At 71.1% G+C, this 26794-nt stretch carries 25 protein-coding genes, 1 tRNA gene and 3 pseudogenes; 15 read left to right on the plus strand and 14 right to left on the minus strand.

The features are described 5' to 3' along the window. Window positions 1-80 precede the first annotated feature (80 nt). The 9 genes and pseudogenes from CCZ36_RS17855 to CCZ36_RS17895 all read left to right on the plus strand — a co-directional run bounded on the left by CCZ36_RS17855 (window position 81) and on the right by CCZ36_RS17895 (window position 8804). Window positions 81-2252, plus strand: a complete 2172-nt coding sequence (locus tag CCZ36_RS17855) for a cell division protein FtsK (RefSeq protein WP_128818100.1) — start codon at window positions 81-83, stop codon at window positions 2250-2252. A 140-nt stretch (window positions 2253-2392) separates the two neighbouring features. Continuing rightward, the gene (locus CCZ36_RS17860; protein ID WP_128818101.1) at window positions 2393-2692 is read left to right on the plus strand and encodes a hypothetical protein; all 300 of its coding nucleotides are present in this window, start codon (window positions 2393-2395) and stop codon (window positions 2690-2692) included. Next, a complete protein-coding gene (locus tag CCZ36_RS17865; RefSeq protein ID WP_128818102.1) occupies window positions 2689-2877 on the plus strand; it encodes a hypothetical protein in 189 nt (62 codons plus the stop codon). Before CCZ36_RS17860 ends, CCZ36_RS17865 begins: the two co-directional genes overlap by 4 nt. Before the next feature lie 11 nt (window positions 2878-2888). Next, window positions 2889-3494, plus strand: coding sequence for a hypothetical protein (locus CCZ36_RS17870; RefSeq protein ID WP_128818103.1), 606 nt, complete (start codon window positions 2889-2891; stop codon window positions 3492-3494). An 86-nt stretch (window positions 3495-3580) separates the two neighbouring features. Beyond that, window positions 3581-4506, plus strand: a pseudogene (locus CCZ36_RS17875) (bifunctional DNA primase/polymerase). After that, entirely contained in the window at window positions 4503-6053 is a 1551-nt protein-coding gene (locus tag CCZ36_RS17880) for a YfjI family protein (RefSeq protein WP_206515742.1), read from the plus strand. The pseudogene CCZ36_RS17875 and the gene CCZ36_RS17880 overlap by 4 nt, the downstream one beginning before the upstream one ends. 272 nt (window positions 6054-6325) lie before the next feature. After that, a complete protein-coding gene (locus CCZ36_RS17885) occupies window positions 6326-6547 on the plus strand; it encodes an excisionase family DNA-binding protein (RefSeq protein WP_128818104.1) in 222 nt (73 codons plus the stop codon). A 75-nt stretch (window positions 6548-6622) separates the two neighbouring features. Beyond that, on the plus strand, window positions 6623-7870 hold the full coding sequence (locus CCZ36_RS17890; RefSeq protein WP_128818105.1) for a tyrosine-type recombinase/integrase: 1248 nt from the start codon (window positions 6623-6625) through the stop codon (window positions 7868-7870). 53 nt (window positions 7871-7923) lie between these two features. After that, window positions 7924-8804, plus strand: a protein-coding gene (locus CCZ36_RS17895) for an IS5 family transposase (RefSeq protein WP_128818106.1) whose coding sequence is annotated in 2 segments (ribosomal slippage) — window positions 7924-8284 and window positions 8284-8804 — 882 coding nt in all. Because the reading frame shifts where the segments join, the coding sequence is not laid out codon by codon here. Between the two features lie 937 nt (window positions 8805-9741). On the opposite strand, the gene CCZ36_RS17900 is transcribed toward CCZ36_RS17895, so the two are convergent. The 4 genes from CCZ36_RS17900 to CCZ36_RS17915 all read right to left on the minus strand — a co-directional run bounded on the left by CCZ36_RS17900 (window position 9742) and on the right by CCZ36_RS17915 (window position 11622). Further along, a tRNA-Ser gene (locus CCZ36_RS17900) sits at window positions 9742-9829 on the minus strand. Window positions 9830-9896: 67 nt separating this feature from the next. Next, on the minus strand, window positions 9897-10325 hold the full coding sequence (tadA, locus tag CCZ36_RS17905; RefSeq protein WP_069737687.1) for a tRNA adenosine(34) deaminase TadA: 429 nt from the start codon (window positions 10323-10325) through the stop codon (window positions 9897-9899). Between the two features lie 184 nt (window positions 10326-10509). Further along, on the minus strand, window positions 10510-11061 hold the full coding sequence (locus CCZ36_RS17910; protein ID WP_069737686.1) for a tRNA adenosine deaminase-associated protein: 552 nt from the start codon (window positions 11059-11061) through the stop codon (window positions 10510-10512). Between the two features lie 309 nt (window positions 11062-11370). Next, window positions 11371-11622 carry a hypothetical protein gene (locus tag CCZ36_RS17915; protein WP_128818107.1) on the minus strand — a complete coding sequence of 84 codons (252 nt, stop codon included), beginning with the start codon at window positions 11620-11622 and terminating at the stop codon, window positions 11371-11373. A 102-nt stretch (window positions 11623-11724) separates the two neighbouring features. On the opposite strand from CCZ36_RS17915, the gene upp reads away from it, so the two are divergent. Next, on the plus strand, window positions 11725-12360 hold the full coding sequence (upp, locus tag CCZ36_RS17920; RefSeq protein ID WP_010063062.1) for a uracil phosphoribosyltransferase: 636 nt from the start codon (window positions 11725-11727) through the stop codon (window positions 12358-12360). A 120-nt stretch (window positions 12361-12480) separates the two neighbouring features. Here upp and CCZ36_RS17925 read toward each other — a convergent pair whose 3' ends face one another. The 6 genes from CCZ36_RS17925 to CCZ36_RS17950 all read right to left on the minus strand — a co-directional run bounded on the left by CCZ36_RS17925 (window position 12481) and on the right by CCZ36_RS17950 (window position 18181). After that, window positions 12481-13083 carry a LytR C-terminal domain-containing protein gene (locus CCZ36_RS17925; protein ID WP_079149578.1) on the minus strand — a complete coding sequence of 201 codons (603 nt, stop codon included), beginning with the start codon at window positions 13081-13083 and terminating at the stop codon, window positions 12481-12483. Between the two features lie 202 nt (window positions 13084-13285). Beyond that, window positions 13286-13582, minus strand: a complete 297-nt coding sequence (locus CCZ36_RS17930) for a type II toxin-antitoxin system VapB family antitoxin (RefSeq protein ID WP_003967677.1) — start codon at window positions 13580-13582, stop codon at window positions 13286-13288. Window positions 13583-13830: 248 nt separating this feature from the next. Then, a complete protein-coding gene (locus CCZ36_RS17935) occupies window positions 13831-15363 on the minus strand; it encodes a M28 family metallopeptidase (RefSeq protein WP_069737684.1) in 1533 nt (510 codons plus the stop codon). A 310-nt stretch (window positions 15364-15673) separates the two neighbouring features. Beyond that, window positions 15674-16363: an HhH-GPD-type base excision DNA repair protein gene (locus CCZ36_RS17940; RefSeq protein ID WP_069737683.1), complete on the minus strand. Its 690-nt coding sequence runs from the start codon at window positions 16361-16363 to the stop codon at window positions 15674-15676. Window positions 16364-16459: 96 nt separating this feature from the next. Further along, window positions 16460-17752: an RNA polymerase sigma factor gene (locus CCZ36_RS17945; RefSeq protein WP_069737682.1), complete on the minus strand. Its 1293-nt coding sequence runs from the start codon at window positions 17750-17752 to the stop codon at window positions 16460-16462. An 18-nt stretch (window positions 17753-17770) separates the two neighbouring features. Then, window positions 17771-18181 (minus strand): YciI family protein, encoded by a 411-nt coding sequence (locus tag CCZ36_RS17950; protein WP_069737726.1) that lies wholly within the window; start codon window positions 18179-18181, stop codon window positions 17771-17773. 209 nt (window positions 18182-18390) lie between these two features. On the opposite strand from CCZ36_RS17950, the gene CCZ36_RS17955 reads away from it, so the two are divergent. The 3 genes and pseudogenes from CCZ36_RS17955 (at window position 18391) to CCZ36_RS17965 (ending at window position 20703) form a co-directional block, all read left to right on the plus strand. Next, entirely contained in the window at window positions 18391-19686 is a 1296-nt protein-coding gene (locus CCZ36_RS17955; RefSeq protein WP_069737681.1) for a bifunctional cobalt-precorrin-7 (C(5))-methyltransferase/cobalt-precorrin-6B (C(15))-methyltransferase, read from the plus strand. Next, window positions 19683-20431, plus strand: a pseudogene (gene cobM / locus CCZ36_RS17960) (precorrin-4 C(11)-methyltransferase). Before CCZ36_RS17955 ends, cobM begins: the two are co-directional and overlap by 4 nt. A gap of 20 nt (window positions 20432-20451) precedes the next feature. Further along, the gene (locus tag CCZ36_RS17965) at window positions 20452-20703 is read left to right on the plus strand and encodes a bacteriocin immunity protein (protein ID WP_141746003.1); all 252 of its coding nucleotides are present in this window, start codon (window positions 20452-20454) and stop codon (window positions 20701-20703) included. Between the two features lie 272 nt (window positions 20704-20975). Here the strand turns inward: CCZ36_RS17965 and CCZ36_RS17975 are convergent, their stop codons facing one another. The 3 genes from CCZ36_RS17975 to CCZ36_RS17985 form a co-directional block, all read right to left on the minus strand. Next, window positions 20976-22421, minus strand: coding sequence for an SPFH domain-containing protein (locus CCZ36_RS17975; RefSeq protein WP_069740733.1), 1446 nt, complete (start codon window positions 22419-22421; stop codon window positions 20976-20978). Between the two features lie 139 nt (window positions 22422-22560). Next, complete coding sequence (locus CCZ36_RS17980) at window positions 22561-23070, minus strand: hypothetical protein (RefSeq protein WP_128818108.1); 510 nt, start codon at window positions 23068-23070, stop codon at window positions 22561-22563. A 105-nt stretch (window positions 23071-23175) separates the two neighbouring features. Further along, a complete protein-coding gene (locus CCZ36_RS17985; RefSeq protein WP_128818109.1) occupies window positions 23176-23667 on the minus strand; it encodes a peroxiredoxin in 492 nt (163 codons plus the stop codon). 162 nt (window positions 23668-23829) lie between these two features. On the opposite strand from CCZ36_RS17985, the gene CCZ36_RS17990 reads away from it, so the two are divergent. Together CCZ36_RS17990 and CCZ36_RS17995 are read left to right on the plus strand one after the other, a co-directional pair. Further along, window positions 23830-24588 (plus strand): alpha/beta fold hydrolase, encoded by a 759-nt coding sequence (locus tag CCZ36_RS17990; protein WP_128818110.1) that lies wholly within the window; start codon window positions 23830-23832, stop codon window positions 24586-24588. 90 nt (window positions 24589-24678) lie between these two features. Next, a complete protein-coding gene (locus CCZ36_RS17995; RefSeq protein WP_206515743.1) occupies window positions 24679-26409 on the plus strand; it encodes a SpoIIE family protein phosphatase in 1731 nt (576 codons plus the stop codon). Between the two features lie 48 nt (window positions 26410-26457). Here CCZ36_RS17995 and CCZ36_RS18000 read toward each other — a convergent pair. Continuing rightward, window positions 26458-26754, minus strand: a pseudogene (locus CCZ36_RS18000) (GNAT family N-acetyltransferase); the annotation flags it as partial. Between the last annotated feature and the right edge of the window lie 40 nt (window positions 26755-26794).

Here is a 26794-nt window from a genome sequence, read left to right on the forward strand (position 1 = left end):
CGCGATCCCCGCCCCTCGGGCCCGGACGGCTCCCCGCCCCGTCGTCCGGGCCCACACCCACCCTGGAGAACGGACTCACCGTGTCTGACACGCATGTCACCGAACCGGTTGAAGCGCCCGAGCGTCCCGACGCCGAGGTCTTCGACATCACCACCAAACGCCCCACCACCCCCGCCCCGGAACCGGCCGAAGCAGCCGTTCCCGCCCCGCCGACCGAGGCGGACGACGAGGAGGAGTCCCCGCGGCTTCGCCCGGTCGACTCGCCCGCCCTGCCCGGCCCGGGTATCACCACCTACAAGCGGCTGCCGATCCTGCCGAGTTGGCTGACCTCGAAGCCGGGGTTCGTGTCGACCACCCAGCGCGCCACGTCGAACGCGTTCTACGCCACCGCCTTCCACGGCATCCGCACCCCCTGGTACGCACTCCAGTTGGGGTTGCGTGCCCCGCAGGGTGCGGCCCGGCTGGTGAAGGAGACCAACCAGTGGATGTGGGACGCCGAGGCCGCGCCCCTGCGGGCGTACGAGGTCTACAAGGAGAACACCGCCGAGTACCTGAAGCTGTCGCGGCAGCGGGACCGGCGGGTGAGGCTGCGGTCGTTCGTGACGCTGGTCTCCATCGTCTTCGGTACCGGCCTGGCCCTGACCCTGTACGTCATGGCCCCGGCGCTGCTGGTGGTGCTGGGGTCGGCTGCGGTGCTGGTCGCCGGGTACTGGGGCTCACCGCAGGATCAGCCGGTCATCGGCCCGGCCGTGCTGAAGACCGAGTTGCAGAAGCTCACCGGGCCGATCGTGCTGCGCGCCCTGGACAACATCGGCAACGTGAAGCTGTCGGCCGCCATCAAGAAGGGCGGCGACATGAACGGGATGCGCTTCACCTCCGAGATCACCAGGGACGGGCCCGGATACCGCGCTGACCTGGACCTTCCGTGGGGTGTCACCCCGGAGGACATCATGGAGGCCCGCAAGCCGCTGGCCTCCGGCCTGCGCCGCAAGGTCGGCTGCGTGTGGCCCTCCTCCGACCCGACCGAGCACGAGGGCAGGCTGATCCTGTGGGTGGGCGACAAGCCCATGAACGAGACCACCAAACCGGCCTGGCCGCTGCTGAAGTCCGGCAGCGTGGACCTGTTCAAGCCGGTCGTGTTCGGCAACGACCAGCGCATGGGCGACGTGGCCGTGACCCTGATGTTCGCCTCGGTCATCGTCGGGTCCATCCCGCGCATGGGCAAGACGTTCCTGATGCGCCTGTTCCTGCTCATCGCCGCTCTGGACCCGCGTGCGGAGCTGTACGCGTTCGACTTCAAGGGCACCGGCGACTTCGGCGCCCTGGAACCGGTCTGCCACCGCTACCGGGCCGGAGACGAAGACGAAGACATCCTCTACGTCCTGGAATCCCTGAGGGAGCTGCGCGCCGAACTCCGCAGGCGCGCGAAGGTCATCAAGTCCCTTCCGCGCTCGCGCTGTCCGGAGTCCAAGGTCACCCCGGCCCTGGCCAACGACAAGACGTTGGGGCTGCACCCGATCGTCGCCGGGTTCGATGAGTGCCAGGTCCCCTTCGAGCACGACAAGTACGGGCCGGAGATCGAGGAGATCTGCACTGACCTGGGCAAGCGTGGTCCTGCGCTGGGGATGACGATGCTGTTCGGCACCCAGCGGCCCGACGCGAAGTCGCTGCCCACCGGCATCAGCGCCAACGCCGTACTGCGGTTCTGCCTCAAGGTCATGGGCCAGCCCGCCAACGACATGGTGCTGGGCACCTCGATGTACAAGGCCGGATACCGGGCCACGATGTTCTCCCGCACCGACCGGGGCATCTGCTGGATGGCCGGTGAGGGCGACGACCCGCGCATCGTCGCGTCCGCGTTCGTGGACGCGGTCGGCGCGGAGAAGGTCGTGGCCAGGGCCCGGAAGATGCGCGAGGAGTACGGCAACCTCACCGGCCACGCCATCGGTCAGCAGCCGGAGAACGGGGAAGCTTCCTTCGATCTCCTGGCGGACATCCTCAAGGTTGTGCCGGCCGATGAGGACAAGGTGTGGAACGAGAAGATCGCCGCTCGCCTCACCGCCCTGCGGCCCGAGGTCTACACCGGGTGGAAGGCCGAGACGGTCACCTCGAACCTCAAGCCCCACGGCGTCACCGCACAGGACGTCTGGGGCACCAGCGACAAGGGCAAGGGCACCACCCGCCGGGGCATCGCCCGCGCCGACATCACCAAAGTAGTCACCCGGCGTGACGGAAGCCGGTCCGGGAGCTGACTCGGGGCGCTGCTAGACCTAGCAGCCACCGCTGCTAGGTCTAGCACCCCCGCTAGCACCCCGAACCGGCCCCCATCAGCGATCTCGCACCTAGCACCCCACCTGCGCAAACACCCGGAACCCCGCCTGGAAGGCACCCCGTGACCCCCGTTCTCCTTGCTAGCGCCTGCCTGCTCATAGTCACCCTCAGTTACGCCAGTCTGTGCGCAGCCAGCCCGTTCGGGGACTGCCGCAAGTGCAAGGGCTTCGGCTACGCCCTCAAGACCAACCGGCGCGGCAACCTCCGGCCCGGCAAGACCTGCCGCCGCTGCCGAGGCGAGCGCAAGCGCATCCGCGTCGGCCGCCACCTCTACAACCTCTGGCTGCGCCTCTACCGCGACGGCACCGACACCCCCAACAAGCCCGCCTTCAAGACCACCCAGAAGGGACAGTCCCGATGACCCTCACCGTCTCCCTCGTCGCCCTGTTCGGCCTCGTCCTGTTCTTCCTCCTGCGCTCCAAGACCCTCGGATGGGGCTCCGCCTTCATCGCCGCCATGTTCGGGTTCTTCCTCGCCTCCACCGGAGCCTCCGGCCCCATCAACGAACTCACCACCGCAGTCGTCGCCGCCATCCCGGACCTGTAGGAGGCAACGCCATGAACGAACCCCTCACCCAACGCCACTGGCTCACCCACGCCGCCCCCAAGGTCGCCCCGGCCGTGGCCACCTCAACCGTGCTGATCCTCGGGCGCATCTGGAACGCCAACGGAGCCGAACACAGCCTCGGCAACGCCGCGTTGATGGTCGTCCTGACGGCCGGAGCGGCAACGGCCGGCGCTTTCGCCGCCACGGGTCGCGGGGGCGGTGACGGGGTCCTCGCGGGGACCGCGTTCGCCACCTCCGGAGCCCTCGCCCTCGCCGGGGTCTCCGGATACGCCGACGGGTGGTCGCTGCCGATCCTGCTGTGGGCGGTGGCCACCGCCGTGGCGTACGGGATCGCCTCCCGGTACTGGCGCACCGACCGCCGTGACCGCGCCGCCCACGAACGGCACACCACCGTGCGGCGTGAGGAACAGGCACACGTCGAACGCGTCGAAGCCCTCCGGGCCGGAGCGCAGATCGAGGTGGCGCACGCCGAGGCCGCGTATGCCGAGCAGCTCGCCACCGCGCTCATCACCCGCGCCACCCTGCCCGGCTACGACCCCGCCGCACTCACCCGCGCCGGGTTGCCGGAGCTGCCCGCTCCCACCGAGCACCAGTAGCTATGCCCGGGGCGGTCGCCTCTCACCACAAGACCGCGACCGCCCCGGCTCCCTTGTCCCTTCGCAGAAACAGGAGAACCCCCATCATGGCAGCACTCCACAACCCCGCGCTGCTGGGCGCGGCCCTGGCCGCCGCTGAGCGCGGCTGGCCCGTCTTCCCCGTCCGCCCTGGCGACAAGCGCCCTGCCGGGCACCCGGAACGCACCTGCCCCGGCACCGGTCGGTGCTCAGACGGTCACCGCACCCCGGAGCAGCGCGCCACCCTGGACGCGGACAGCATCCGCGCGTGCTGGGGGTCGGCCCCGTACAACGTGGGGATCGCCACCGGTCCCGCTGGTCTCGTCGTGGTGGACCTGGACCTGCCCAAGAACGCCGACGACATCGCACCGTCGGAGTGGGCGGGCATGGCCGATGGTCTGGACGTGTTCGCCGCCCTGTGTGAGCGGGCGGGGGTGAGGCTGCCGACCGAGACGTACACCGTGCGCACCCGCCGTGGCGGACAGCACCTGTACTTCACCGCCCCCAAGGGAAAGACGCTACGCAGCACGGGCGGCACCCTGGGGTGGAAGGTCGACACCCGAGCCTGGGGCGGGTACGTGGTCGCGGCCGGCAGTACGGTCGGGGGCGCCTCGTACGAGATCATTTACGACGCGCCCCCGGCCCCCTCCCTGCGTGGCTCGGTGACCTGCTCACCACCCCGCCCGCACCGGCCCCGATGCCGCTCTCCGAGCTGTCGGCCCGGATGCGCAACGCCACCGCCTACAGCACCACCGCCCTGCGCGGGGAACTGGAAAAGGTGCTGTCCGCCCGCGAGGGCGGTCGTAATCGGTCGGTGTACTTCGCCGCCTACGCCCTGGCCCGCCTCATCCGGACCGAGGACCTGACCGAGGCCACCGTCACCAGTGAGCTGATGAGCGCCGGACAGTCGGCGGGCCTGTCCGCTTCCGAGTGCCGTACCGCGATCCGCTCCGGCCTCGTCCGTGGCGGCACACGGGAGGCGAGTGCGGCATGAGCACACAGCCTGTGGACAGTACGGACCTGTGGGCCGGATTCGCCGCCCTGGACGCACAGCAGGAAGCCGCGGCCGTGTGGGACGACCCGATCCCGCTGACCGCCCGCCGGGAGCTCCCGGCGTTCCCCACCGAGGTCTTCCCGCCCTGGCTCGGTGACTTCGTGCGCGGGGTCGCGGAGGAGACACAGACGGCCGTTGATGCTGCGGGATCGCTCGCTCTCGCGGTCCTGGCGACCGCTGCCGGAGGCCGCGCCACCGTCCACGTCCGGGGCCGGTGGCGCGAGCCGCTGAACCTGTTCGTCGTCATGGCCCTGCCTCCGGGCAGCCGCAAGAGCGCCGTGTTCGGGTTGATGACGGACCCGCTCTACACGTGCGAGAAGCTGATGGCGTCAGCGGCGGCCGGGGCCATCATCGAGGCCGAACTCACCGCACGCCTCGCCAAGGAAGTCGCGGACAACGCGGCGGCCAAGGCAGCCCGCGCGGACGCCGACAAGCGCGACCAGCTCATGGCCGAAGCCATCAGCCTCGGACAAGCCGCCGAGGCCATCACCGTGCCCAACAAGCCCCGGCTGCTGGCCGACGACGCCACCCCGGAAGTCATCTCCTCACTGCTCGCGGAACAGGGTGGGCGGTTGTCGGTGATGTCGGCCGAGGGCGGGATCTTCGACATCATCGCCGGACGCTACTCCGGCACCCCCAACATGGAACCCTTCCTCAAGGGCCATGCAGGGGACCGCCTGCGGGTGGACCGCCGTGGGCGTGAGGAGTTCATTGACTCCCCCGCACTCACCATGGGCCAGACCGTTCAGCCCTCCGTCCTGGAAGACATCAGCCGCATCAAGGGAGCGGGGGACAGGGGCCTGTTGGGCAGGTTCCTGTACTCCCTCCCCGAAGACCTCGTGGGCTATCGGGAAGTCACCCCCGAGCCCCTGGCCGAGGACGTGGCCGACCTCTACGAGGAGCGCGTGACCTCCCTGGTGATGTCCCTGGCGGGCTGGACCGACCCGGCCGTACTCCAGCTCGCCCCCGACGCCAACGAGGCCCTGGCCGCTTACGAGCGCAGGCAGGAACCCCGGCTGCGGAAGCGGGGCGGGGACCTGGGGCACATTAGGAACTGGGCCGCGAAGCTGGGCGGTGCGACCGCCCGATTGGCCGGGCTGCTCCACCTGGCCGCGCACACCGAGAACGGGCACACCCAGCCCGTCACCGCCGACACCATGCGCGACGCCATCAAGCTCGCTGACTACTTCACCGGCCACGCCCTCGCGGTTTTCGACCTCATGGGAGCCGACCACACCGCCAACCGCGCCCGCACCGTCCTGGACCTGCTCCGGGCCAACCAGCGGGCCGAGGTCAGCAAACGCGAGGTCATGACCAAGCTGTCGCGCGCCGAGTTCCCCACCGTCGCGGACCTCGATCCCGCCCTGGACCTGTTGGAGGACCACGGGTACGTCCGGGCCCTACCCGTCGCCAAGACCGGCGGGCGCGGCCGGCCGCCCTCCCCGCGCTACCTCACCCACCCCCAGCTCAGCGAACCCACCGCCTGAACCCCGCCACAGAAACCACAGAATCACAGAAATAACCCCGCACCACCCCTGACCTGCGACAACACCGCCCCAAGCGGTCCCGGGGCGGCTGCCACAGAAACCCGCAGAAGAACCACACAAATACGCGCCGCCCACCGGCCTCTTATTTCTGTGGAACTTCCCGCGCTTTCTGTGGCAGCCCACCCCCACCACCAAACCCCCAGGTCAGACCACCCAACCAGGGTTTCTGTGTATTACGTGGTTTCTGTGGCGGCCCGCCAAGGAGCGAGCCCATGCAGAACAGTCCCGCACCCGCGACGGCACACGACCCCACCCTCGTTCTCCTCACCGTCGAAGAAGCCGCACGTCGACTCAGCGTTGGCCGGACCACCTGCTTCGCGCTGATCGGCTCGGGCGCCCTGGAGTCGCTGATGGTCGGCGGCCTGCGCCGCGTACCCGCCGACGCCCCGGCCGCGTACCTCGCACGCCGCCGCGCTGAACAGCGCGCCGCCTGAACCACCCCGCACGCACGGGACGCCACCTCACCTGGTGGCGTCCCGTGATCACACCCACCCCGAAGGAGTCCGCCCGTGGCGGAAGAGAAGAAGCGCACCCGGCAGCCCAACGGGCGCTCATCCATCTATCAGGGCAAGGACGGCAAGTGGCACGGCCGCGTCACGGTAGGGACTCGTGACGACGGCAAGCCGGACCGGCGCCACGTCGAGCGCAAGACGCGGGCCGCAGTGACGGCTGCCGTGCGCGAGCTGGAGAAGCAGCGCGATAGCGGAGCCGTACGCAAGGCCGGGCGTGCCTGGACAGTAGAGGCTTGGCTGACCCATTGGGTCGAGACCATCGCGCCGCTCGCGGTAAACGAGAACACGATGGTCGGGTACGGCGTCGCGGTCCGCAAGCACCTCATTCCCGCGCTGGGAGCGCACCGCCTGGACAAGCTCGGACCTGAGCACATCGAGCGGTTCTACGGCCGCATGCAGACCGACGGCCGGCGCGCCGGGACGATCCACCAGATCCACCGCACCTTTCGGACGGCCCTGAACGAGGCGGTCCGCCGGGGGCACCTCACCCGGAACCCTGCCCAGCTCGCCAAGGCTCCGCGACTGAGTGACGAGGAGATCGAGCCGTACACCGTCGATGAGGTGAAGCGCCTCCTGGTGGCCGCCGACAAGCGGCGGAACTCGGCACGGTGGGCTGTGGCGCTCGCGCTGGGTCTTAGGCAAGGGGAAGCGCTGGGACTGAAGTGGGCAGACGTGGACGTAGATCGGGGCGTCCTGATGGTCCGCCGAAGCCGTCGGCGTCCGCGCTACGCCCACGGATGCGGCGACCCATGCGGGCGGAAGGCTGGGTTCTGCCCTCAGCGCAAGCGAACCAATCCGGAGACCGCCGACACGAAGTCACGCGCCGGGCGCCGGGTGGTCGGTCTGCCGGCACAGCTTGCGGACCTGCTGACTGCCCATCAGGTGAAGCAGGAAGCTGAGCGCCTGGAGGCGGGCATCAAGTGGGCGGATGAGGGATGGCTGTTCGCCACGCCGGACGGACGCGGTACCTCGACGCGCACCGACTACGACGACTGGAAGGAACTACTGGCCGACGCCGGAGTCAGGGACGGCCGCTTGCACGACGCCCGCCACACCGCCGCAACCGTCCTGCTGATCCTCGGTGTCTCCGAGAGGGCCGTTATGGGGCTCATGGGATGGTCCACCACCGCTATGGCGGCGCGGTATCAGCACATGGTCGACACCGTGCGGACGGACGTGGCTCGGCAGGTCGACGGACTTATCTGGGACCGTGCCGTGCGGAACGAGGGAGACCTGCTGGACTAGGCAGTGTCCGGCGGATCATGTGACTGTCGGATTGCTGGCTCGTTGTTCCCGGCATGGGGCGGGGTGATCTGACGAATGCCGAGTGGGTCCGGCTGGAGCCGTACTTGCCGGCGTCGGGGCAGCGTGGCGGCCGGTGGAGCGATCACCGCAGGGTGATCAACGGGATCTTGTTCCGGGTGCGGACGGGCATACCCTGGCGGGATCTTCCGGAGCGTTTCGGCAGTTGGAAGACCGTCTATGAACGGCACCGACGTTGGTCGGCGGACGGTACGTGGGACCGGATCCTGCGTGCTGTCCAGGCGGACACTGACCTCGCGGGCCGGATCGACTGGAGCATGGTCAGCGTCGATTCGACGTCCTGCCGTGCCCATCAGCACGCGGCAGGGGCCCGAAAGAAGACGCCGCGTGTCCCGAAAAAAGGACAACGCCCCGGCACCACCGCCCCGATGAAGGACTCGGACGGTCCCGGGGCGGTCTGACCTGCAAGATCCATCTCGCCGGTGAGGGTGGGTGCCGACCGATGGCCTTCCTGGTCACGCCCGGCCAGTGGGGCGACGCTCCGCAGATGATCGAGGTCCTCGAACGCATCCGCGTTCCCCGTCCGCAGGGCGGTCGCCCCCGCACGCGGCCGGACCACCTGGGCGGCGACAAGGCATACAGCTCACGTCGGAACCGGCGCTACCTGCGTAGACGCCAGATCAAGCACACCATTCCCGAACCGAAGGACCAGCGGGGCAACCGCAAACGGCGCGGCAGCAAGGGCGGCCGGCCCACCGGCTTCGACAGCGAGATCTACAAACGCCGCAACGAGGTCGAGCGGACGATCAACCGGCTCAAGAACTCCCGGGCCGTCGCCACCCGCTACGACAAGAGGGCCTACGTCTTCCACGGCACAGTCACCACCGCGGCGATCCGCTTATGGCTCCGGCCATGATCCGCCGGACACCCCCTAGTCGACTCACGTAGGTCAGCCTCGACACCAAATAACGGGACCACCGCTGGGCGCTGGCGCTGGCAAGACGAGCTTGCGTATGGACGGGGCTGCGTGAGTCGACTCACGCGGCTCCATCCATGCTGGTCACAGCAGCATTGAGGTTCACATAGAGGTCCCCGCAACGCGTATCACATAGCAACTTTGTGGGTCCTTCCTCCCTCGCAAGGGAGGCGAGACCGCTACTCTGACCGTGAAGGCCTTGTGTCGCTTACTAACGCACGGGCTCACCAGTTCCCTGGAGAGCAACCAGGGAGACCCGAACAAAGGACACCGCGAACGGGCATCACGCCCGCCCCATGCCGTTAGGTCACCCTCGCTTAACGCCGTCCTCCAAAGACGGAGGCCGCAGCACCATTCGGCGTGCGGCCTCCGAACGCGTCGGGCCTGACGCGTTCAGCCTGCCTCGCAGCAGGCGGACTGCTTACGCAGTCACCTTGGATGGGCCTGAGCTGAGGCCTCGGTTACTCACCTGCGTTCAACGCGTCGCGCAGTGTGCGCCACGCGGTGAGCACGAATGAGCCCGCAGCCCAGTTCAGGCCCTTCTTCTCCTCCTTGGGCGTCTCTGTCTTCCGAGACGGCTCGGAGGGGGGAGGTGCGCACTTCTTGCCTTCCATGTATCTCCTTCAGATCGAAGCCCGTGAGTCGGGCATGGACGCGATCTGGGGAACTTGATGGCGTGGCGTGCGGCCACCCAGATGGCAGCCTATGGCGGTCTCCTGGGTATAGGAGGGCGGATCGCCAAATGCGGCGCATCGGTGACATCAGATGATGGCGGCGGAGTCCTGCGGGGGTCGCTAGCGGATCAACTGAGACGGAAACTGAGACGAACACCAGAAGGGGCGACCGACTGAGATCAGTCGGTCGCCCCTTCTACCAGCGGTAGCGGTGGGATTTGAACCCACGGTGACGGGTTACGCCACACTCGCTTTCGAGGCGAGCTCCTTCGGCCGCTCGGACACGCTACCGAGAGAGAGCTTAGACCATCCCGGGCCGTGGACAGAAATCGGTTCTCCGGAGCCCCGTTCCACCTGGTCAGAGGGAGCGGAAGAACGTCGTCAGCTGTTCCGCGCACTCCCGCTCCAGGACGCCCGCGACGACCTCCGGGCGGTGGTTCAGACGGCGGTCGCGGATCACGTCCCAGAGGGAGCCCGCCGCGCCGGCCTTCTCGTCCCGGGCGCCGTAGACGACGCGGGCGACGCGGGACTGGACCAAGGCGCCCGCGCACATCGTGCAGGGTTCCAGGGTGACCACCAGGGTGCAGTCGGTCAGGCGCCATTCGCCGTGGGCCCGGGCCGCCCGGCGCAGGGCCAGGACCTCGGCGTGGGCCGTCGGGTCGCCGGTGGCCTCGCGTTCGTTGTGGCCGGTCGCCAGCTCCGTACCGTCGGGGCCGAGCACGACGGCGCCGACCGGCACATCGCCGGCCGACGCCGCCCGCGCGGCCTCGGCCAGCGCGCGGCGCATCGGGGCCCGCCAGGGATCGCGTACGGGATCGGGATCCGGGGCGGGCACGGAGGTGGGGTCGGGTGAGGGGTCCGGCGGTCGTGCGGTCACTCGCGGACCCTAGCGGACGGGGTGGGGTGGGGCGGGTGGTGGGAGAGGTGGACGGTGGGTGGGGGTGCGGGGCCTCAGCGGCCCGTGTGCCCCCTCAGCGGACCGACTCCAGGACCTCCGCCGCTCCCACGGCCTCGGCGATCTCGGAGAGTGCGTCGGTCTGCAGGGTCAGCAGCTCCTTCTCGGACATCCCGAGGTCGGCCAGGACCCCGAGTTCGCCGATCGGGCCCGCCGGGACGGCGTCCGGGTCGGGGGCGTCGTCGTCCGCGTCGGCCGCGGGGGCGGTCCGCTGCGGTTCGCCGTCCTCCGTGCCGTCGAGGTCGACGAGCTCCTCCAGAGCGGCGATCTCGTCCTCGGCCCCTGGTTCGCGGCCGAGCATTTCGTCGGTGAGCAGGATCTCCCCGTAGGAGGAGCGGGCGGCGGCGGACGCGTCCGATACGTAGATTCGGGGGTCCTCCTCACCGTCCACCCGGACGACGCCGAACCAGGCGTCCTCCTGCTCGATGTAGACCAGGACCGTGTCCTCGTCCACCGAGGCCTCCCGGGCCAGGTCCGTCAGATCGGACAGGGTCTCCACATCGTCGAGCTCCGTATCGCTCGCTTCCCACCCGTCTTCGGTGCGCGCGAGCAGTGCGGCGAAGTACACCGTGACTCTCCCACTGGTCATAGGCGAATCGGTCCGACGGGAGGGCGAACGGTGATCCGTCCGTCCTGGGCCCCGCCCAATCGGCATCGTGGCAGAAACAAGCGCTGCGCGAGACCTCTTCGACCGTTGCGTCGGCCATCAGTTCCAGGAGTGCCTGGTCGGCCCTCACCCTGACGCGCCGATCGGGAGGGGAGTGCGCCGGTGGTACTCGGAGGGCTCGCCCGGAGATCGCCCGGCTTTCACCAGCGATTTCGCGAGCAACTTCGCCAGGGGAGTCGGTGGATGATCTGTCCGTCGCCGTTCCGCCGATCACCAGCGGAACGTGCGCATCCGCATTTGTTGGCGCATTCGGGCGGCCCGTGCCCGGCGTGGCTGCACGCGGTCCCGCAGCTGTTTGGCCTCATGGAGCTCGCGGAGGAACTGGGCGCGCCGGCGGCGGCGGGCCGCGTCACTCTCCTGCGCGTCCTCGACATCACCCGTCCCGCCCGTCACGCCCTCGGCGTCGCGCCCCTCGCGCGGTCCGCGCGGGGCCGGGTTGTCCCGCAGATCCCCGTCAGCCATCGACACACCACCCCAGTGCTGGGTCCGTATGCCCCCACCTTCCCCCCGAACAGGTGGTTGATGCCAGCGCAGAGTGCCGGGCGGCGCGGTTACTGTTGACGCATGCGGATCCACGTCGTCGACCACCCGCTGGTGGCGCACAAACTCACCACGCTGCGCGACAAGCGCACCGACTCCCCGACCTTCCGGCGGCTCGCCGACGAGCTGGTCACCCTCCTCGCCTACGAGGCCACTCGGGATGTGCGTACCGAGCAGGTCGACATCGAGACCCCGGTGACGCCCACGACCGGCGTGAAGCTCTCGCACCCCCGGCCCCTGGTCGTCCCGATCCTGCGGGCCGGTCTGGGCATGCTCGACGGCATGGTCCGGCTGCTGCCGACCGCCGAAGTGGGCTTCCTCGGCATGATCCGCAACGAGGAGACCCTCCAGGCGGAGACGTACGCGACCCGGATGCCCGAGGACCTCTCCGGCCGCCAGGTCTACGTCCTCGACCCGATGCTGGCCACCGGCGGCACCCTCGTCGCGGCCATCCAGGAGCTGATCAAGCGCGGCGCCGACGATGTCACCGCCGTCGTCCTCCTCGCGGCGCCCGAGGGCGTCGAGGTGATGGAGCGCGAGCTGGCCGGGACCCCGGTCACCGTCGTCACCGCCTCCGTCGACGAGCGGCTCAACGAACACGGCTACATCGTGCCGGGCCTCGGCGACGCGGGCGACCGGATGTACGGGACGGCCGAGTAGGACTCGGACGCCCTTTCCTTTGACGACTCTGCGCCCCGCTCCGGCGCGTACGTACGGCCTCGCGGCCTCGTACGTACGCGCCGGAGCGGGGCGCTTGCGTGTGCGCCGGGATGCGCCCCGTCAGCAGGAGGGGGACGGTGCCGGGGCCGGTTTCGTCAGGGCCGTCATCGCCGCCGTGGCCTCCTTCGGCGTGCTGAAGGCCTTGAACTTCGCCCCGAGGATCAGGTCGACCTCGCCCGTCTTCCGGGTGTCCGTCTTCTGCACCGTGCCCGCCAGCTGGGTGCCGAGCACCGTGAAGCTGCCGTTCTTCGCGGTCGGTGCACCGAGCAGCACGCCCGCGCCCGGCACCTTCTTGTCGTACTCCTTCGACGCGTTGCCCACCTCGCCGATGGTGAAACCGCGCTTCTTGAGCTCCTCGGCGGCGGCCTTGGCCAGTCCGGTGCGCGTCGTCGCGTTGTAGACGTTCACCTTGATCGAGGCCGGTTTCGGCAGCGCCTTGACGGGGGCCACGGACGGCTTCGCGGTGGGGCAGTCCCGCTTGCGGTCGGCCGCGCTGGCGCTCTTGTCGCCGCCGGTGAACACCTCGATGAGCTGCAGAGTGCCCCAGCCGACGAGGCCGAGGACGACGACGGCTCCGATGCCCGCGAGGACCAGCCTGCGGCGGTGCCGGGGGCGGCGCATTCGGGGATAGGTGTCGCCCGTGATGCGGTACTTTCCGCCCATGCCGGGGGGAGTGAGCATGCTCATGGAGGCAGCGTAGTGCGACCCGGTGATGATGCGTACTAAATGATCAACGTATGGCACCCGGATGAGCGTGAATGCACCCGAAAGCCCGAATCAGGGTTTCGGGGGGGGCGCCTCGGAGTGCGTGAACCCCAGGGGGTGCGTGGTGCCCGCGGCGGAGGGCCGTCGGCCTCGGAGCGTGTCAGCCCAGGTCGAGGACGCGCGCGTGCAGGACCTGGCGCTGCTGGAGCGCGGCGCGGACCGCCCGGTGCAGACCGTCCTCCAGGTAGAGGTCGCCCTGCCATTTCACGACGTGCGCGAACAGGTCCCCGTAGAACGTGGAGTCCTCGGCGAGGAGGGTCTCCAGGTCCAGCTGGCCCTTGGTGGTGACGAGCTGGTCCAGGCGAACCGGACGCGGCGCGACATCCGCCCACTGGCGGGTGGATTCCCGGCCGTGGTCGGGGTACGGCTTCCCATTTCCGATGCGCTTGAAGATCACACGGAAAGCCTACCGGTCAAGAGCCACCGGGCGCAGCCACGGAAGCTCACCGCTGGGCCGGTGCAAAGGGCGTATAGGGCTGGATAGGGCGGGATACCGGGGCAGGAGCCTCCCCGTACCGCTTCCGATCGCCTGGTTCCGTCGGTGCCGCTTCGGCCCGCGCTGCTGAGGGATCCGCGCTGAGGGGCTCCGCGCTCAAGGGCTCCGGCTCCGGTGTCGGAGCCCTTGAGCCGGTCGTCAGTCGGCCGCTACTCCGTCACGCGGCCGTGGCCCTCGCGCAGGCCGCCCCCGCTGCCTCCGCTGCCGGGCGTCCCGGTGCCGGTGTCGGGGTCGACCGGGCGGGTCAGCGAGCGCAGGTCGTGCGCGTACGTCCCGACGGCGTTGGCGATCACGTCGATGTTGGTGTCGAAGTGACCCATGTCGATGTTGTCCAGGTCGTCGCAGGCCGAGTGGTAGCAGGGGTCGTACGCGATCCCCTCCTCGCCGCCGAACACCTCGGCCTGGGCCGCCGTCTTGATGCCCTCCGCGCCGGTGTCCGTACCACCGGAGGGGATGCCGACCTCGATGAACGGGCCGTAGTCAGAGCGGCCGGTGAAGTCCGTGCCCTCGTGCGGCTTGCCCTTGCCGTCCAGGAACTCGTTGATGTCCCGCTCCAGTTGGGCCGAGCCCTCCGGGCCCGGGCCCTCGCCGACCCCGTCCGAGTCGTCGCCGTCGAAGACGAACTGGACGCCGTTCGGCGAGGCGATCATGTCGAAGTTCAGGTAGAGCCTGATCTGCTCGCGCTGCTTCTCGGTGAGCGCCGCGACGTACTTCTCCGAGCCGATCAGGCCGTTCTCCTCGGCCGACCACCAGGCGAACCGCACCTTGTTGGCCGGCTTGCTCTTCGACTTCGCCAGCTTCAGCGCCACGTCGAGCAGGCCGGCGGAGCCCGAGCCGTTGTCGTTGATGCCGGGGCCCTCGGTGACCGAGTCGAGGTGGGCGCCGAGCATCACGGTCTTTGCCGCGTTGCCGCCGGGCGTCTCGGCGATGACGTTGCGGGTGGGGCGGTCCTCCTGGAGCTCACGGATCTCGAAGGAGACCGTGACCTCGCCGGCCGCGAGGTCGGCGACGAGCTTCTCGCCCTCCTCCTGGGTGAGCCCGCCGGTCGGGATCCTCCCGGGGGCGACCTCGCCGAGCGTGCCGGACAGCGCGCCCTCGACGTTGTTGTAGACGGCCGCTCCGGCCGCTCCCGCGGTGGCCGCGGCCGCGGACTTCTCGGCGAAGGAGCAGCCGCCGCGCTTGATCAGCGCGATCGCGCCGGTGAAGTCCGCGGCGGCGTAGTCGGCGGCCTCGCAGCCGGTCGTCCCGTCGACGGGTACGGCGACGAGCCGTGCCGTCAGGCCGCCTTCCTTCGTCGACGGCGTGTACGTCATGGCCTTGATCGTCACGTCGCGGGGCGTCGGCGACACCACGGCGAGCTTTTCGGCCAGCGTCTCCGTGTAGGTGAAGCGGAAGTTCTCGTACGAGACCTTGTACCCGGCGCGCTGGAGCTGCCGGTAGACGTACGCGGCCGAGGCGTCGTGACCGAGCGAGCCGGCGGCCCGGTGGCCGTCGGCGGAGTCGGCTATCGCCTGGAACTGCTGGAGGTGTTTGTAGGCGTCGCGTGCGGACGCGGTCCTCACCAACTCCCGCGACAGCTTGGCCGCTTCCTTCCCGGGGTCGTGCGGCGCGGGGCGTCCGGGGTGCGGGGACGCGGCCAGGAGGAGCGGTGTGGCCAGGGCGGTGGCGGCCACGACAGCCATGGCTCTGCGACGTGTTGCGTGCACAGGAGTCCTTCCGGTCTGAACGGTTGGTGCCCCGAGCCGCCGGTACGTCGAACGGCTCGGTGACTGAACGGCTGAACGGCTGAACGAATGTGCTGCGAAAGCTAGCGAGTGAGGTGACGCCTGTGAACCGGTGTGGCTGATTCCGATCGGTGGGGTGGGGGTGTCGGCCTGTTCCAGTGCATGGGCATGTCACTTCCGCCCCGGCCCCGGGGAGACGTCTGCTGCCGTGTTCCTTCTCCCGTGACGACCTGCTTCGCTCGTGACGACCTGCTTCGCTCGTGACGACCTACTTCTTCCGTGACGTCCCGGGCTTCTTCGCCGCCTTGGCGGCCTTGACCGCCGCCTTGGCCTCCTGTTTGTACGCGCGCACCTCGACCAGCGACTCCGGGCCCGTGATGTCGGCGACCGACCGATGCGATCCGGCCTCTCCGTACGGGCCCGCCGCCTCCCGCCAGCCCGGTGGACGTACGCCCAACTGCTTGCCGAGCAGCGCCAGGAAGATCTGGGCCTTCTGGGCGCCGAAGCCGGGCAGGGCCTTGAGGCGTTCCAGCAGGTCGTCGCCGGTCGCGGCGTCCCGCCACACCGCGCTCGCGTCGCCGTCGTACTCCGCGACCAGGTACTGGCACAGCTGTTGCACTCGCTTCGCCATCGAGCCGGGGTAGCGGTGCAGGGCGGGTTTGGTGGTGAACAGTTCGGTGAAGGCGTCCGGGTCGTAGGCGGCGATCCGTCCCGCGTCCAGGTCGTCGGAGCCCATGCGGTCCGCGAGGGTGTACGGACCCGTGAACGCCCACTCCATCGGGACCTGCTGGTCCAGCAGCATGCCGACCAGGGCGGCCAGCGGGCTGCGGCCCAGGAGCTCGTCCGCCTCCGGGTTCTGGGCGATGTGCAGGGTGACGGCCGGGCCCGCGCCCGTCTCCGTCCCCTTGGTCCTGCCCTTGCCCTTGCCGCCGGTGCTGCCGTTGCCGCTCGTGGTCATGCTGCCGATCATCGCGAGCGCGGCGGGCGGCGGCGACCGGGGCTGCGCCGATGGCCTCTTCCCTGTCGGCCGAAGGGAGTACCCCCGTCCCTCCCCTTATCCCTCCAGCCGGTCCGCGCGTCGGCGCAGGTAGCGGGCCTCGGGTTCGCTGAGGGTGGCATCGGCGGCCGCGCGGTAGGCGGTACGGGCGGCGTCGGGCTCCCCGGCCCGTTCCAGGAGGTGGCCGCGTACGGCGTCGAGCCGGTAACTCCGCTGCCCGGCCGTACCTGCCGCACCTGCTGTCCCCGCCGCCTCCGCGAGCGCGTCGACCTCGGCCAGCCCCGCCCGGGGGCCGTGCACCATGGCCACGGCGACCGCCCGGCCCAGTGCGGCGGCGGGGTCGGGGGTGCGCCGCACGAGGAGGTCGTACAGGGCGAGGATCTGCGGCCAGTCGGTGTCCTCGGCGCCCGCCGCCTCGTCGTGCAGGGCGGCGATCGCGGCCTGGAGCTGGTAGTCGCCGGCCGGCCCCTGGGCGAGCGCCTCCTCGGTCAGGGCGGTGCCTTCGGCGATGGCCGTACGGTCCCAGAGGGCCCGGTCCTGTTCGTCGAGGGGGATGAGCTCGCCGTCCGGGCCGGTGCGCGCCGGGGTGCGTGCCTCGGTGAGGAGCATCAGCGCGAGCAGCCCGGTGACCCGCCCCTCGTGGGGGAGCAGCCGGCGGACGGCGCGGGTCAGGCGGATCGCCTCGCGGGCCAGGTCCGTGCGGTGGAGGTCGGGGCCCGCGGTGGCGGTGTAGCCCTCGTTGAAGATCAGGTAGAGGACCTGGAGCACGGCGGCGAGGCGTTGGTCGCGGTCCTGCGCGTCCGGCTGCCGGAACTGCGTACCGCGCACCGCCCGCTTGGCCCGGCTGATCCGCTGCGCCATCGTCGCCTCGGGCACCAGGTGGGCGCGGGCGATCTCCGCGGTGGTGAGGCCGCCGACCGCGCGGAGCGTCAGCGCGATCTGGGCGGCGGGGGAGAGCGCGGGGTGGCAGCAGAGGAAGAGCAGGGTGAGCGTGTCGTCCTCGGAGGGGGCCCGGCCCAGGGCGGAGGGTCCCGCTCCGGAGGGGTCTTCCCCGGGCGGCGGGGCGACGAACGCGTCGGCCGGGGTGAGGGCCGCCGCCGTCTCCTCGCGCCGCCGGGCCTCGTTGCTGCGCAGCCGGTCGGTGAGGCGGCGCGAGGCGACCCGGATGAGCCAGCCGCGCGGGTTGTCGGGGATCCCGTCGCGGGGCCACTGTTCGGCGGCCGCGATCAGGGCCTCCTGGACGGAGTCCTCGGCCGGGTCGAAGTGCCCGTACCGGCGTACCAGCGCGCCGAGGACCTGCGGCGCGTGGCGGCGCAGCAGGTCCTCGATGTCGTCCGTCGCTCGGCCCACCTGGACCTTTCGGTTCGGTCAGTCGTCGATCCCGCCGCCCACCGGCCGGATCAGTACCGGGTATTCGGGCGCCCCGGCCGGCTGCGGACAGCGTGCCACGCGGGCGGCGATCTCGGTCACCCTCTCCAGGCTCTCGCAGTCGAGGATCCAGAACCCGGCGAGCAGCTCCTTGGTCTCGCTGTACGGCCCGTCCGAGATCACCGGCCGGCCCTCGGCGTCGACGCTGACGGCCCGCCCCTGCGCGGGCTCCGTGAGCCCGTACGCGGTCACCAGCTCGCCCGACTCGGCGAGGTCGTCGTTGATGCTGCCCATGTAGGCGAACATCTCCTGCATGGCCTTCTCGTCCCAGGCCGGGCTGTCGGCGCTTCCCGTGCCGCTCTGCGCGTTGTAGTCCGCCTGGCTGCCCTGGACCATCACCAGATACTTCATGACCGTCGCCTCCTGGTCGCTCGTCATCGTTCGTGGTTGCTCTGTGGTCGTTCTTCCTCTTGCACAGGGGACGTCGGGGCCGATGGCGGCTTCTCGACACCACGCGCGAAGTTTTCTCGGATTCACCCGGCGGGGCGGGTGGAAAGGGGCGTTCAGTAAAGTTCGGCTGCGCTTCGTTTCCACTCGTTGCCCTTCGTTTCCCCTCCCACATGACGAGGTCCCGGCCCGTGCCCCCATCGCCCTCCCCGGCCCCGCTTCCGTACCCCGTCGCCGTCGTGGGGATCGGCGCGGACGGCTGGGCCGGGCTGTCCGGCACGGCGCGGGAGGCGCTGCGCGGGGCGGAGGTGCTGATCGGAGGGGCGCGCCAGCTGGATCTGCTGCCGCCGGAGTGCGCCGGGGCGCGGGTGGCCTGGCCGTCCCCGCTGCGGCCGGCCGTACCCCGGCTGCTCGCCGAGCACGGGGAGCGCCGGATCGCGGTGCTGGCGAGCGGAGACCCGATGTTCTACGGGATCGGGCGGGCGCTCGCGGAGGAGCGGGGGCCGGAGGGGCTGCGCGTGCTGCCGCACCCGTCCTCGGTCTCGTACGCCTGCGCGCGCCTGGGCTGGCCGCTGGAGGACACGGAGGTCGTGACGCTGGTGGGCCGCCCGGCGGCGCGCCTGGCCGCCTCCCTGTACGAGGGCCGGCGGCTGCTCGTGCTGAGCGCGGACGCGAGCACTCCGGCCACGGTGGCGGCGCTGCTGACGGACCGGGGCTTCGGCCCGAGCAGGCTGCGGGTGCTGGAGCAGCTGGGCGGTGAGGACGAGGAGCACGTCGAGGGCGTCGCGGAGGCCTGGGCGCACGAGCCCGGGGACCGGCTGAACGTCATCGCGGTCGAGTGCCGGGCATCGGCGGAGGCGCCACGGCTCGGCACGGTGCCCGGTCTGCCGGACGAGGCGTACGAGCACGACGGCCAGCTCACCAAGCGGCACATCCGGGCCGCCACCCTGGGCACACTGGCGCCCGCGCCGGGGGAGTCGCTGTGGGACGTGGGCGGCGGATCGGGCTCGATCGCGATCGAGTGGCTGCGGGCCCACCGGACCTGCCGGGCGGTGAGCGTGGAGCGGGACCCGGTGCGGGCCGAGCGGATCACCCGTAACGCGGAACGCCTGGGCGTCCCCGGCCTGCGGGTCGTCACCGGACCGGCGCCTGCGGCCCTGGCCGGACTCGACGCGCCCGACGCGGTGTTCATCGGCGGCGGGCTGACCGCGCCGGGCGTGCTGGACGCGTGCTGGGAGGCGCTGCGGCCGGGGGGCCGGCTGGTCGCGAACACGGTGACGCTGGAGTCGGAGGCGCTGCTGGCCGAACGGCACAAGGCGTACGGCGGCGAGCTGGTGCGGCTGTCGGTCGCGCACGCCGTACCGGTCGGCGGGTTCACGGGGTGGCGGCAGGCGATGCCGGTGACGCAGTGGTCGGTGACCAAACCCTCATCTTCAGACGTAAGTTCGCACATGGGAGACAGACGATGACCGTGTACTTCATCGGCGCGGGCCCCGGCGCCGCCGACCTGATCACGGTGCGCGGCGCCCGGATCCTGGCCGCCAGCCCGGTCTGCCTGTACGCGGGCAGCCTGGTCCCGGTGGAGCTGCTGGCCGAGTGCCCGAAGGACGCCCGCCTGATCGACACGGCGAACCTCGACATCGACCGGATCACGGAGGAGCTGGTCCGGGCCCATGCGGAGGGCCACGACGTGGCGCGGCTGCATTCGGGGACCCGTCGGTGTTCAGCGCGGTGAACGAACAGATGAAGCGCCTGGACGAGGCGGGTGTGCCGTACGAGGTCGTCCCCGGCGTCCCCGCGTTCGCCGCTGCCGCCGCCGCCCTGAACCGCGAGCTGACGGTCCCGACGGTCGGCCAGACGGTGATCCTGACCCGCGTCGCCCAGCGCGCCACGGCGATGCCGGAGGGCGAGGACCTGGCGACCCTGGGCCGCAGCGGCGCGCTGATCGTGCTGCACCTGGCGGCGCGGTACGTGGACCGCGTGGTCGACGAACTGCTCCCGCACTACGGGGGGGACTGCCCGACGGCGGTGGTGGCGATGGCGTCCCGCCCGGACGAGATCATCCTGCGCGGCACCCTGGACTCGATCGCCGGCCAGGTGAAGGCGGCCGGAGTGATCCGGACGGCGGTCATCATGGTGGGCCGCACGCTGGGCGCGGAGCAGTTCCGGGACAGCCATCTGTACTCCCCGGAGCGGGACCGCCACGTGTGCTGACGGAGGCAGGGGAGGGCGGCATGCGAGGCGACGCGAGCGCGGGGACGAACGGCAGGATGAGCCGCGGCGAGGCGCTGTCGTTGGTGCGGCGCCTGCTGAACGACCCCGGCGACACCAGCGAGGCAGAGGCGGACGAGATCCTCGACGCCCTGGAACGCGGCCTCGCCTGCCCGCACATCAGCGACTACATCTACTGGCCCCCTCCGAGCTTCGAGCCCACCCCGGAAGAGATCGTCGAGCGAGCACTGGCCTATCGGCCGACAGCGCTCTGAGTCGGACCGTGCGCTGACCGTTGCCGAGGCTCAGGCCCCGGGGAGATCCGACGCGGAGACGCTGGGCGTCGAGGGGTGGGGCGACGTGGTGGCCGTGGCCGGGCGGTTGGCGCAGGTCATGGTCGCCCATGACCTGCGCGAGAACCCTGCGCTGCATGAGGCCTGCCGCCGAGGCGTGAGCCGGCGGCGGCAGTGGAGAGTTCCGGCGGACACGGGTGTGCCCGGGGGCCACAGTGTGGCTCCCGGGCACCGGTGCGCGCTTCGTGCTCGCGTCAGCCCTTGATCTCGATCTCGCCGTTCGCCGCGGAAGCGGACGCGTCCGGGGTGGTGGTCGGGGCCGGGACCGTCGTCGTGCGGTTCTTCAGGTTCTCCAGGAGGGACGCGAGGTCCACGCCCGTCGTCGAGCTGAGCAGTTCCATGCCCTGCGAGACGTTGTCGGTGACCGTGCGGGCCAGCTGGCTCGCGCCGTCCGTGGAGATGACCGTCATCTTGTCGATGGCGCTCAGCGGCTCCGAGGCCTTCGCCACGACGCTCGGGAGGACCTCCACCAGCATCTGGAGGACGGCCGCGTCGCCGTACTGCGCGAACGCGTCGGCCTTCTTCTGCATGGCCTCGGCCTCGGCCGCACCCTTGGCGGCGATGGACGCGGCCTCCGCCTCACCCTCGATGCGGACCGCGTCGGCCAGGGCCGAACGGTGCAGCTTCTCGCCCTCACCGGTCAGGCGCGAGCGCTCCGCGTCGGCCTCGGCCTCCTTGACCAGGGCGATGCGGCGCGCCTCCGCCTCCTGCTCGGCCTGGTAGCGGGCGGCGTCGGCGGGCTTACGGACCTTCGTGTCCAGCTCGCGGTCGGTCAGGGCCGCCTGGCGCTCGGCGACCTTCTCCTGCTCGCTGAGGACTTCCTGCTGGCGGGCCGCTTCGGCGAGCGGGCCGGCCGCGTTGGCCTTGGCGGCCGCGGCTTCCGTCTCGGCCTTGATCTCGGCCTGCTTCAGGTAGTACGTCCGCTCGGCGATGGCGATCTCCTCGGCCGCCTTCAGCCGGGCCTGCTCCGAGGCCCGCTTCGCGATGGCCTCGGCGATGTCCGCCTCCTGCTTGGCGCGGGCGGCCTCCGGGCGGCCGAGGTCCTCCAGGTAGGAGCCCTCGGTGGTGATGTCCTGGATCTGGAAGGCGTCCAGGATCAGGCCCTGGCCGGAGAGGCTGGCCTCGGCCTCCTCCGCGACCTGGCCGGCGAACGCGGCCCGGTCCCGGATGATGTCCTCGACCGACATGCGGCCGACGATCGCGCGCAGCGCGCCGGAGAGCACTTCCTGGGTGAAGCCGACGATGCCGTCCTGCTGCTGGAGGAAGCGCTGGGCCGCGGCCCGGATCGCGTCCTCGCTGCCGCCGACCTTGACGATCGCGACGCCTTCGAGGTTCGACTTGACGCCGCGCAGTGTCACCGCGCCGCGCACGGCGACCGGGATGTGCCGGCTGGACAGGTCCAGGGTGAACTTCTGCTGGACGAACGGCACGACGAAGACGCCGCCACCGACGACGACCTTCTGGCCGCTGTTGTCGATGCTGATACGTCCGGTGACCGGGTCCGTCGACTTCTTGCCGCGGCGGCCGGTGATGATGAACGCCTCGCTGGGGCCGGCCACCTTGTAGCGCGTGATGACGACGAGGCCGAGCAGAACGAGGAGTACGACGATGCCGATGACGGCGATGACTACTGGACTCATGAGGTTTGTCCCCCCTGCCTCCCTTGGGGGACGGCAGATCGTTGTGGAGCGGGCCGTGCTGTGGAGTTGATCGCGGTGCGGGGCGGTGGAGTCGGACGGACAGGCGGACGGGTGGGACAGGTTTGCCTGTGGGGCGTGGTCAGCGCTCCACGGGGCGTACCGCGACCGATGTGGTCGACAGCGCCTCTTCCACCCAGATCTCGGTCCCGCGCGCGACGGGGGTGGCCGATCTGGCCGCGTACTTCACCGGCTGGCCGCCCAGGCGCAGCAGCACCTCGCCGTAGCCTTCGGCCGGAATGGCCGTGACCACGGAACCCGAGGTGCCGACCAGGTCGGAGTCGCGCGGTGTGGCGTGCGTCTGGTCGCGCATCAGGGCCTTGCTGAGTTTCCAGGTCAGCCAGCCCGCCACCAGGCCGGCGGCGACGCCGACCACGGTGGCCACGAGCGTTCCGGCGCTGGTCGCGCCGAGCACGATCGCTCCGCCGAAGCCGAGCATCGAGATGAAGCCGGCGATCACCGGAAGCGAGAGCAGCCCGTCGAAGAGGCCGTCCACCACACCGTCGAAGAGTCCTTCGAGGACCCCGTCGAAGATCAGGGAGAGGGCCAGCAGGACGACTCCCGCAATGCCGAGACCGAGAAAGAAGGTCACGCGATCACTCCCCTGATGGTCGACTTCCCCCGAGCGTTTTTCGTCGATCTGGCTGGATGATCCCATACACGACCTGCATCGGTCACTGCCGGGTTCCGGCAATCTTTACGCGCCTTTGATGCCGGAAAGACGGTTCGTGAGGGTGTCGAGTGACTGGAAGGTCGCTCCGAGCAACGCCACGTGCTTCCAGCGCAGGACCCCGTCCGGGCCGATGAGGAAGACCGCGCGTCGCACTCCGATGCCCGGCGCGGAGACTCCGTACGCCTTGGCGATCTCGCGGCCCTCGTCGGCCAGCAACGGCATCCGCAGACCGAAGGCCCGGGCGAACGACTCGTGGCTGTCCACACCCTGTGGACTGATTCCCCAGACGTCGGCGTCGAGGTCCTCAAGGGCCTCCATGCCCGAGGAGTACGAGCACAGCTGTTTCGTGCAGACCGTGGTGTTGTCCCCCGGGTAGAACGCCAGGACCACGGACCGGCCGCGGGCGGACGACAGCCGGTACTCGGAGCGTTCGAAGGTGTCGCCCGAGGCGGACAGGACTCCGCCCGGGAGGGCGAAGTCCGGTGCTGCGCTGTCGAGTTGAGGGCCAGATGCCATGGGAGGCTCCTTCGATGTCGGATACGGGGACGGCGCGGGCGGCACGGATGGTTCCGTGGCCGTGACCGTACAGTGGACGGCACTTCACCCATCCGGAGCGGCCGCGGCGCCGAATACGGGGAGAGGGGCCACCGCGCCCCGGACCCGGACCTGGAGGTACGCGTGGCCCCACGACCGCCGTCGGCAGCGGTTCTCGTACTGCACGGAGGGCGCGAGACCGGCACGGAGCCCCCGCCGCCCGGGCTCCTCAATCTGCCCGGCACCCGGATGCGCCCCTTCGTCCGGGCCGTCGACCGGGCCGCCCGCGCCGCCGGCGGGAACGTGCGCGTGACGCCGGTGCGGTACGCCCACCGGGGCTGGAACGGCGACCGCGCGGACCCGCTCCACGACGCCGTGACCGCCCTCGACGCGCTGCGGGAGGAAGCGGGCGACGACCTGCCGGTGGTGCTCCTTGGCCACTCCATGGGGGCGCGCGCCGCCCTTCGCGCCGCCGGGCACCCCCTCGTGCGCGCCGTCGTCGGGCTCGCTCCCTGGTGTCCGCCCCAGGACCCGGTCGCCCAGCTCGCGGGCCGTGACGTCGTCCTCGTGCACAGCGACCGGGATCGGCTGACCAGCCCCCGGGCCACCCGGTCCCTCACCGCCCGGGCCCGTCGCGCCGGAGCCCGTACGTGCATGGTCACCGTCCGGGGCGGCGACCACGCCATGCTCCGCCGGGCCACCGCCTGGCACCGGCTCACCACCGGGCTGGTCATCGGACTGCTGGGTTCCGGCAGTCTGCCGGGCCCCGTCGGCGCGGCCCTCGCCCTGCCGCGCACCGCCGCGGCCGACGAGGGCACCCTCGATCTGGACATCGATCTGGGCCCCGGCCCGGGGCCGGACCCCGGGCGGTCCCGGGCCCGGGCGCGCTCCCGGGCGAACTGACCCGGATGCGCCCGCCTGCCGTCCTGCGGATGCGGTACGGGAGCGGGCAACCGACGATGGAGGCTCGGGAGCCGACGAGCGGCGGGAGGCATGGTCTTGCAGGCCGAGACGTGCGACGACGGCATGCCCTCGTTCTTCGACCCCAGGACGGTCGCGGCCCTGTTCGACGGCAATCCGGCCGCCGTCGCGGTGCTCGACCACGAGCTCCGCTACACCTACGTCAACCCCGCCCTCGAACGGCTCAACGGCCTCCCGGCCCGCTCCCACATCGGGCGGACCTTCTCCCAGGTGCTGCCCGGGCTGCACGGCCAGGCCACCGCCCTGCGCGAGGTGCTGACCGACGGCATGCCCCGAGAGGTGACGATCAGCGGTCGGACCTGGGCGCCGACCGAGGAGGAGCAGCAGCTCTGGCGGGCCTCGTACCACCGGCTCGACGCGGAGGGGGAGGGCTGCGGGCTGATGGCGATCGTCGTCGAGATCACCGACATCGCCCGGCAGCGCGAGGAGCTGGAGCGGGCCCGCGGCCATGTCGCCCTGCTCTCCACCGCCGCCGTCAGGATCGGCACCACGCTCGACATGGACACCACCTGCCGGGAGCTGGCCGACTTCGTGGTGCCCGACTTCGCCGACGTCGCGGTGGTCGACGTCTTCCCGGCCGATGTGGGGCACACCGTACGCCGCCCGGAGCCCGGTGTCGTACGGCTGCGGCGGGCCGCGCTGCGGGGCGACGGCGACCTCAACGAGCAGGTGCAACGTTTCGGCCACCCCGGCGAGTACATCGACTTCGCCGCCGACGCGGCGGTGACCCGCTGCCTGACCCAGAACGAGCCGGTCATCGACGACTGGGACGACCGAGCCGGGGAGCGCAGCGCCCATACGGCCGACCGGATCGCCGCCTCCCGGGCCCTCGGGCTGCGCCAGGCGCTCGTCGTCCCGCTCACCGCCCGGAGCCGGCCGCTCGGCACGCTCAGCCTGGTCCGGGCCGAGGGTTCCCCCGCCTTCGGCGACCAGGACGTGGCCGTCGCCCGCGAACTGGCCGTCCGGGCGGGCGTCGACATCGACCACGCCCGCCGCTACGACCACGAGCACAGCATCGCCCGCGAACTCCAGCGCTCCCTGCTCTCCGAGCCCTGGGGGCCCCGCCCGCACGTCGAGATCGCCACCCGCTACCTTCCCGCCGACGAGGACGTCCTGGTGGGCGGGGACTGGTTCGACGTCGTACCGCTCCAGGACGGCCGGCACCTGAAGGCGATGGGCGACGTGATGGGGCACGGGGTGGAGGCGGCCGTCGCCATGAGCCAGTACCGCTCGCTCCTGCGGCTGCTGGCGCAGGAGGATCTCCCGCCGCACGAGATCCTGGAGCAGCTCGACACCATGGTGGAGCGGTCGGGTCTGGACCGGGCGGCGACCTGTCTGCTCGCCGTCGTCGACCGGTTCGGCGGGGTGTGCGAGGTGGCCAGCGCGGGTCATCTGCCCCCGGTCTTCATCGACCCGGGCGCCGCCGGGGCCCGGGTGGTTCCGGTGCCGGTGGGGCCGCCGCTCGGCACCGGGTTCGGCGGCTACCGGACCGCGTCCGTGCCCTGTGGCCCGGGGACCGTGCTGTTCATGTACACCGACGGTCTGGTGGAGCGCCGGGGCGAGGACATCGACGTCTCCGTGCAGCGGCTCGCCTCGCTGACCATGCCGCCGGGCGGACGCCTGGAGGACCTGCTGGACCAGGTTCTGGACCGGTTCGGCGAGGACGCGGAGGACGACATCGCCGTCCTCGCGTCCCGGATCCGCGAGGGGCCGCCGGTGGTGCGGCCGACACCGGCGGAGTGACGGCCGCCGTTTCCCTCTCCCCGGGCCCCGGGTTCAGCCCAGTTCCGCGCGTCCGGCGAGGCGCGCCGTGCCGGCCTGCCAGGTCCGCAGCCCGTACCCCTGTCCGCGCAGGTGGGGGCGGGTCAGACAGAAGCCGAGGAAGCCGTACGCGCTGCCGTAGCGGACGACGGAGACGGCGGTGACCGGCTCGCCGTCCAGCCGGCCGAACAGGGAACCGCCGGGGTCGGTCGCGAAGAAGACCCCGCCGTCATGCAGGCCGGGGTTCCCGCCCTCCTCGTGGGCCCACGCGCCCAGCGTCACGATGTCCTCGGCGCGGGCGGCGGTGATCTCGAATGGGTTCGGCACGGCACCTTCGTACCCCGGCCCGGCACCGTTCAGTGGCCGG

It is taken from the genome of Streptomyces sp. S063 (genome assembly GCF_002832675.1).
Classification (GTDB): domain Bacteria; phylum Actinomycetota; class Actinomycetes; order Streptomycetales; family Streptomycetaceae; genus Streptomyces; species Streptomyces sindenensis.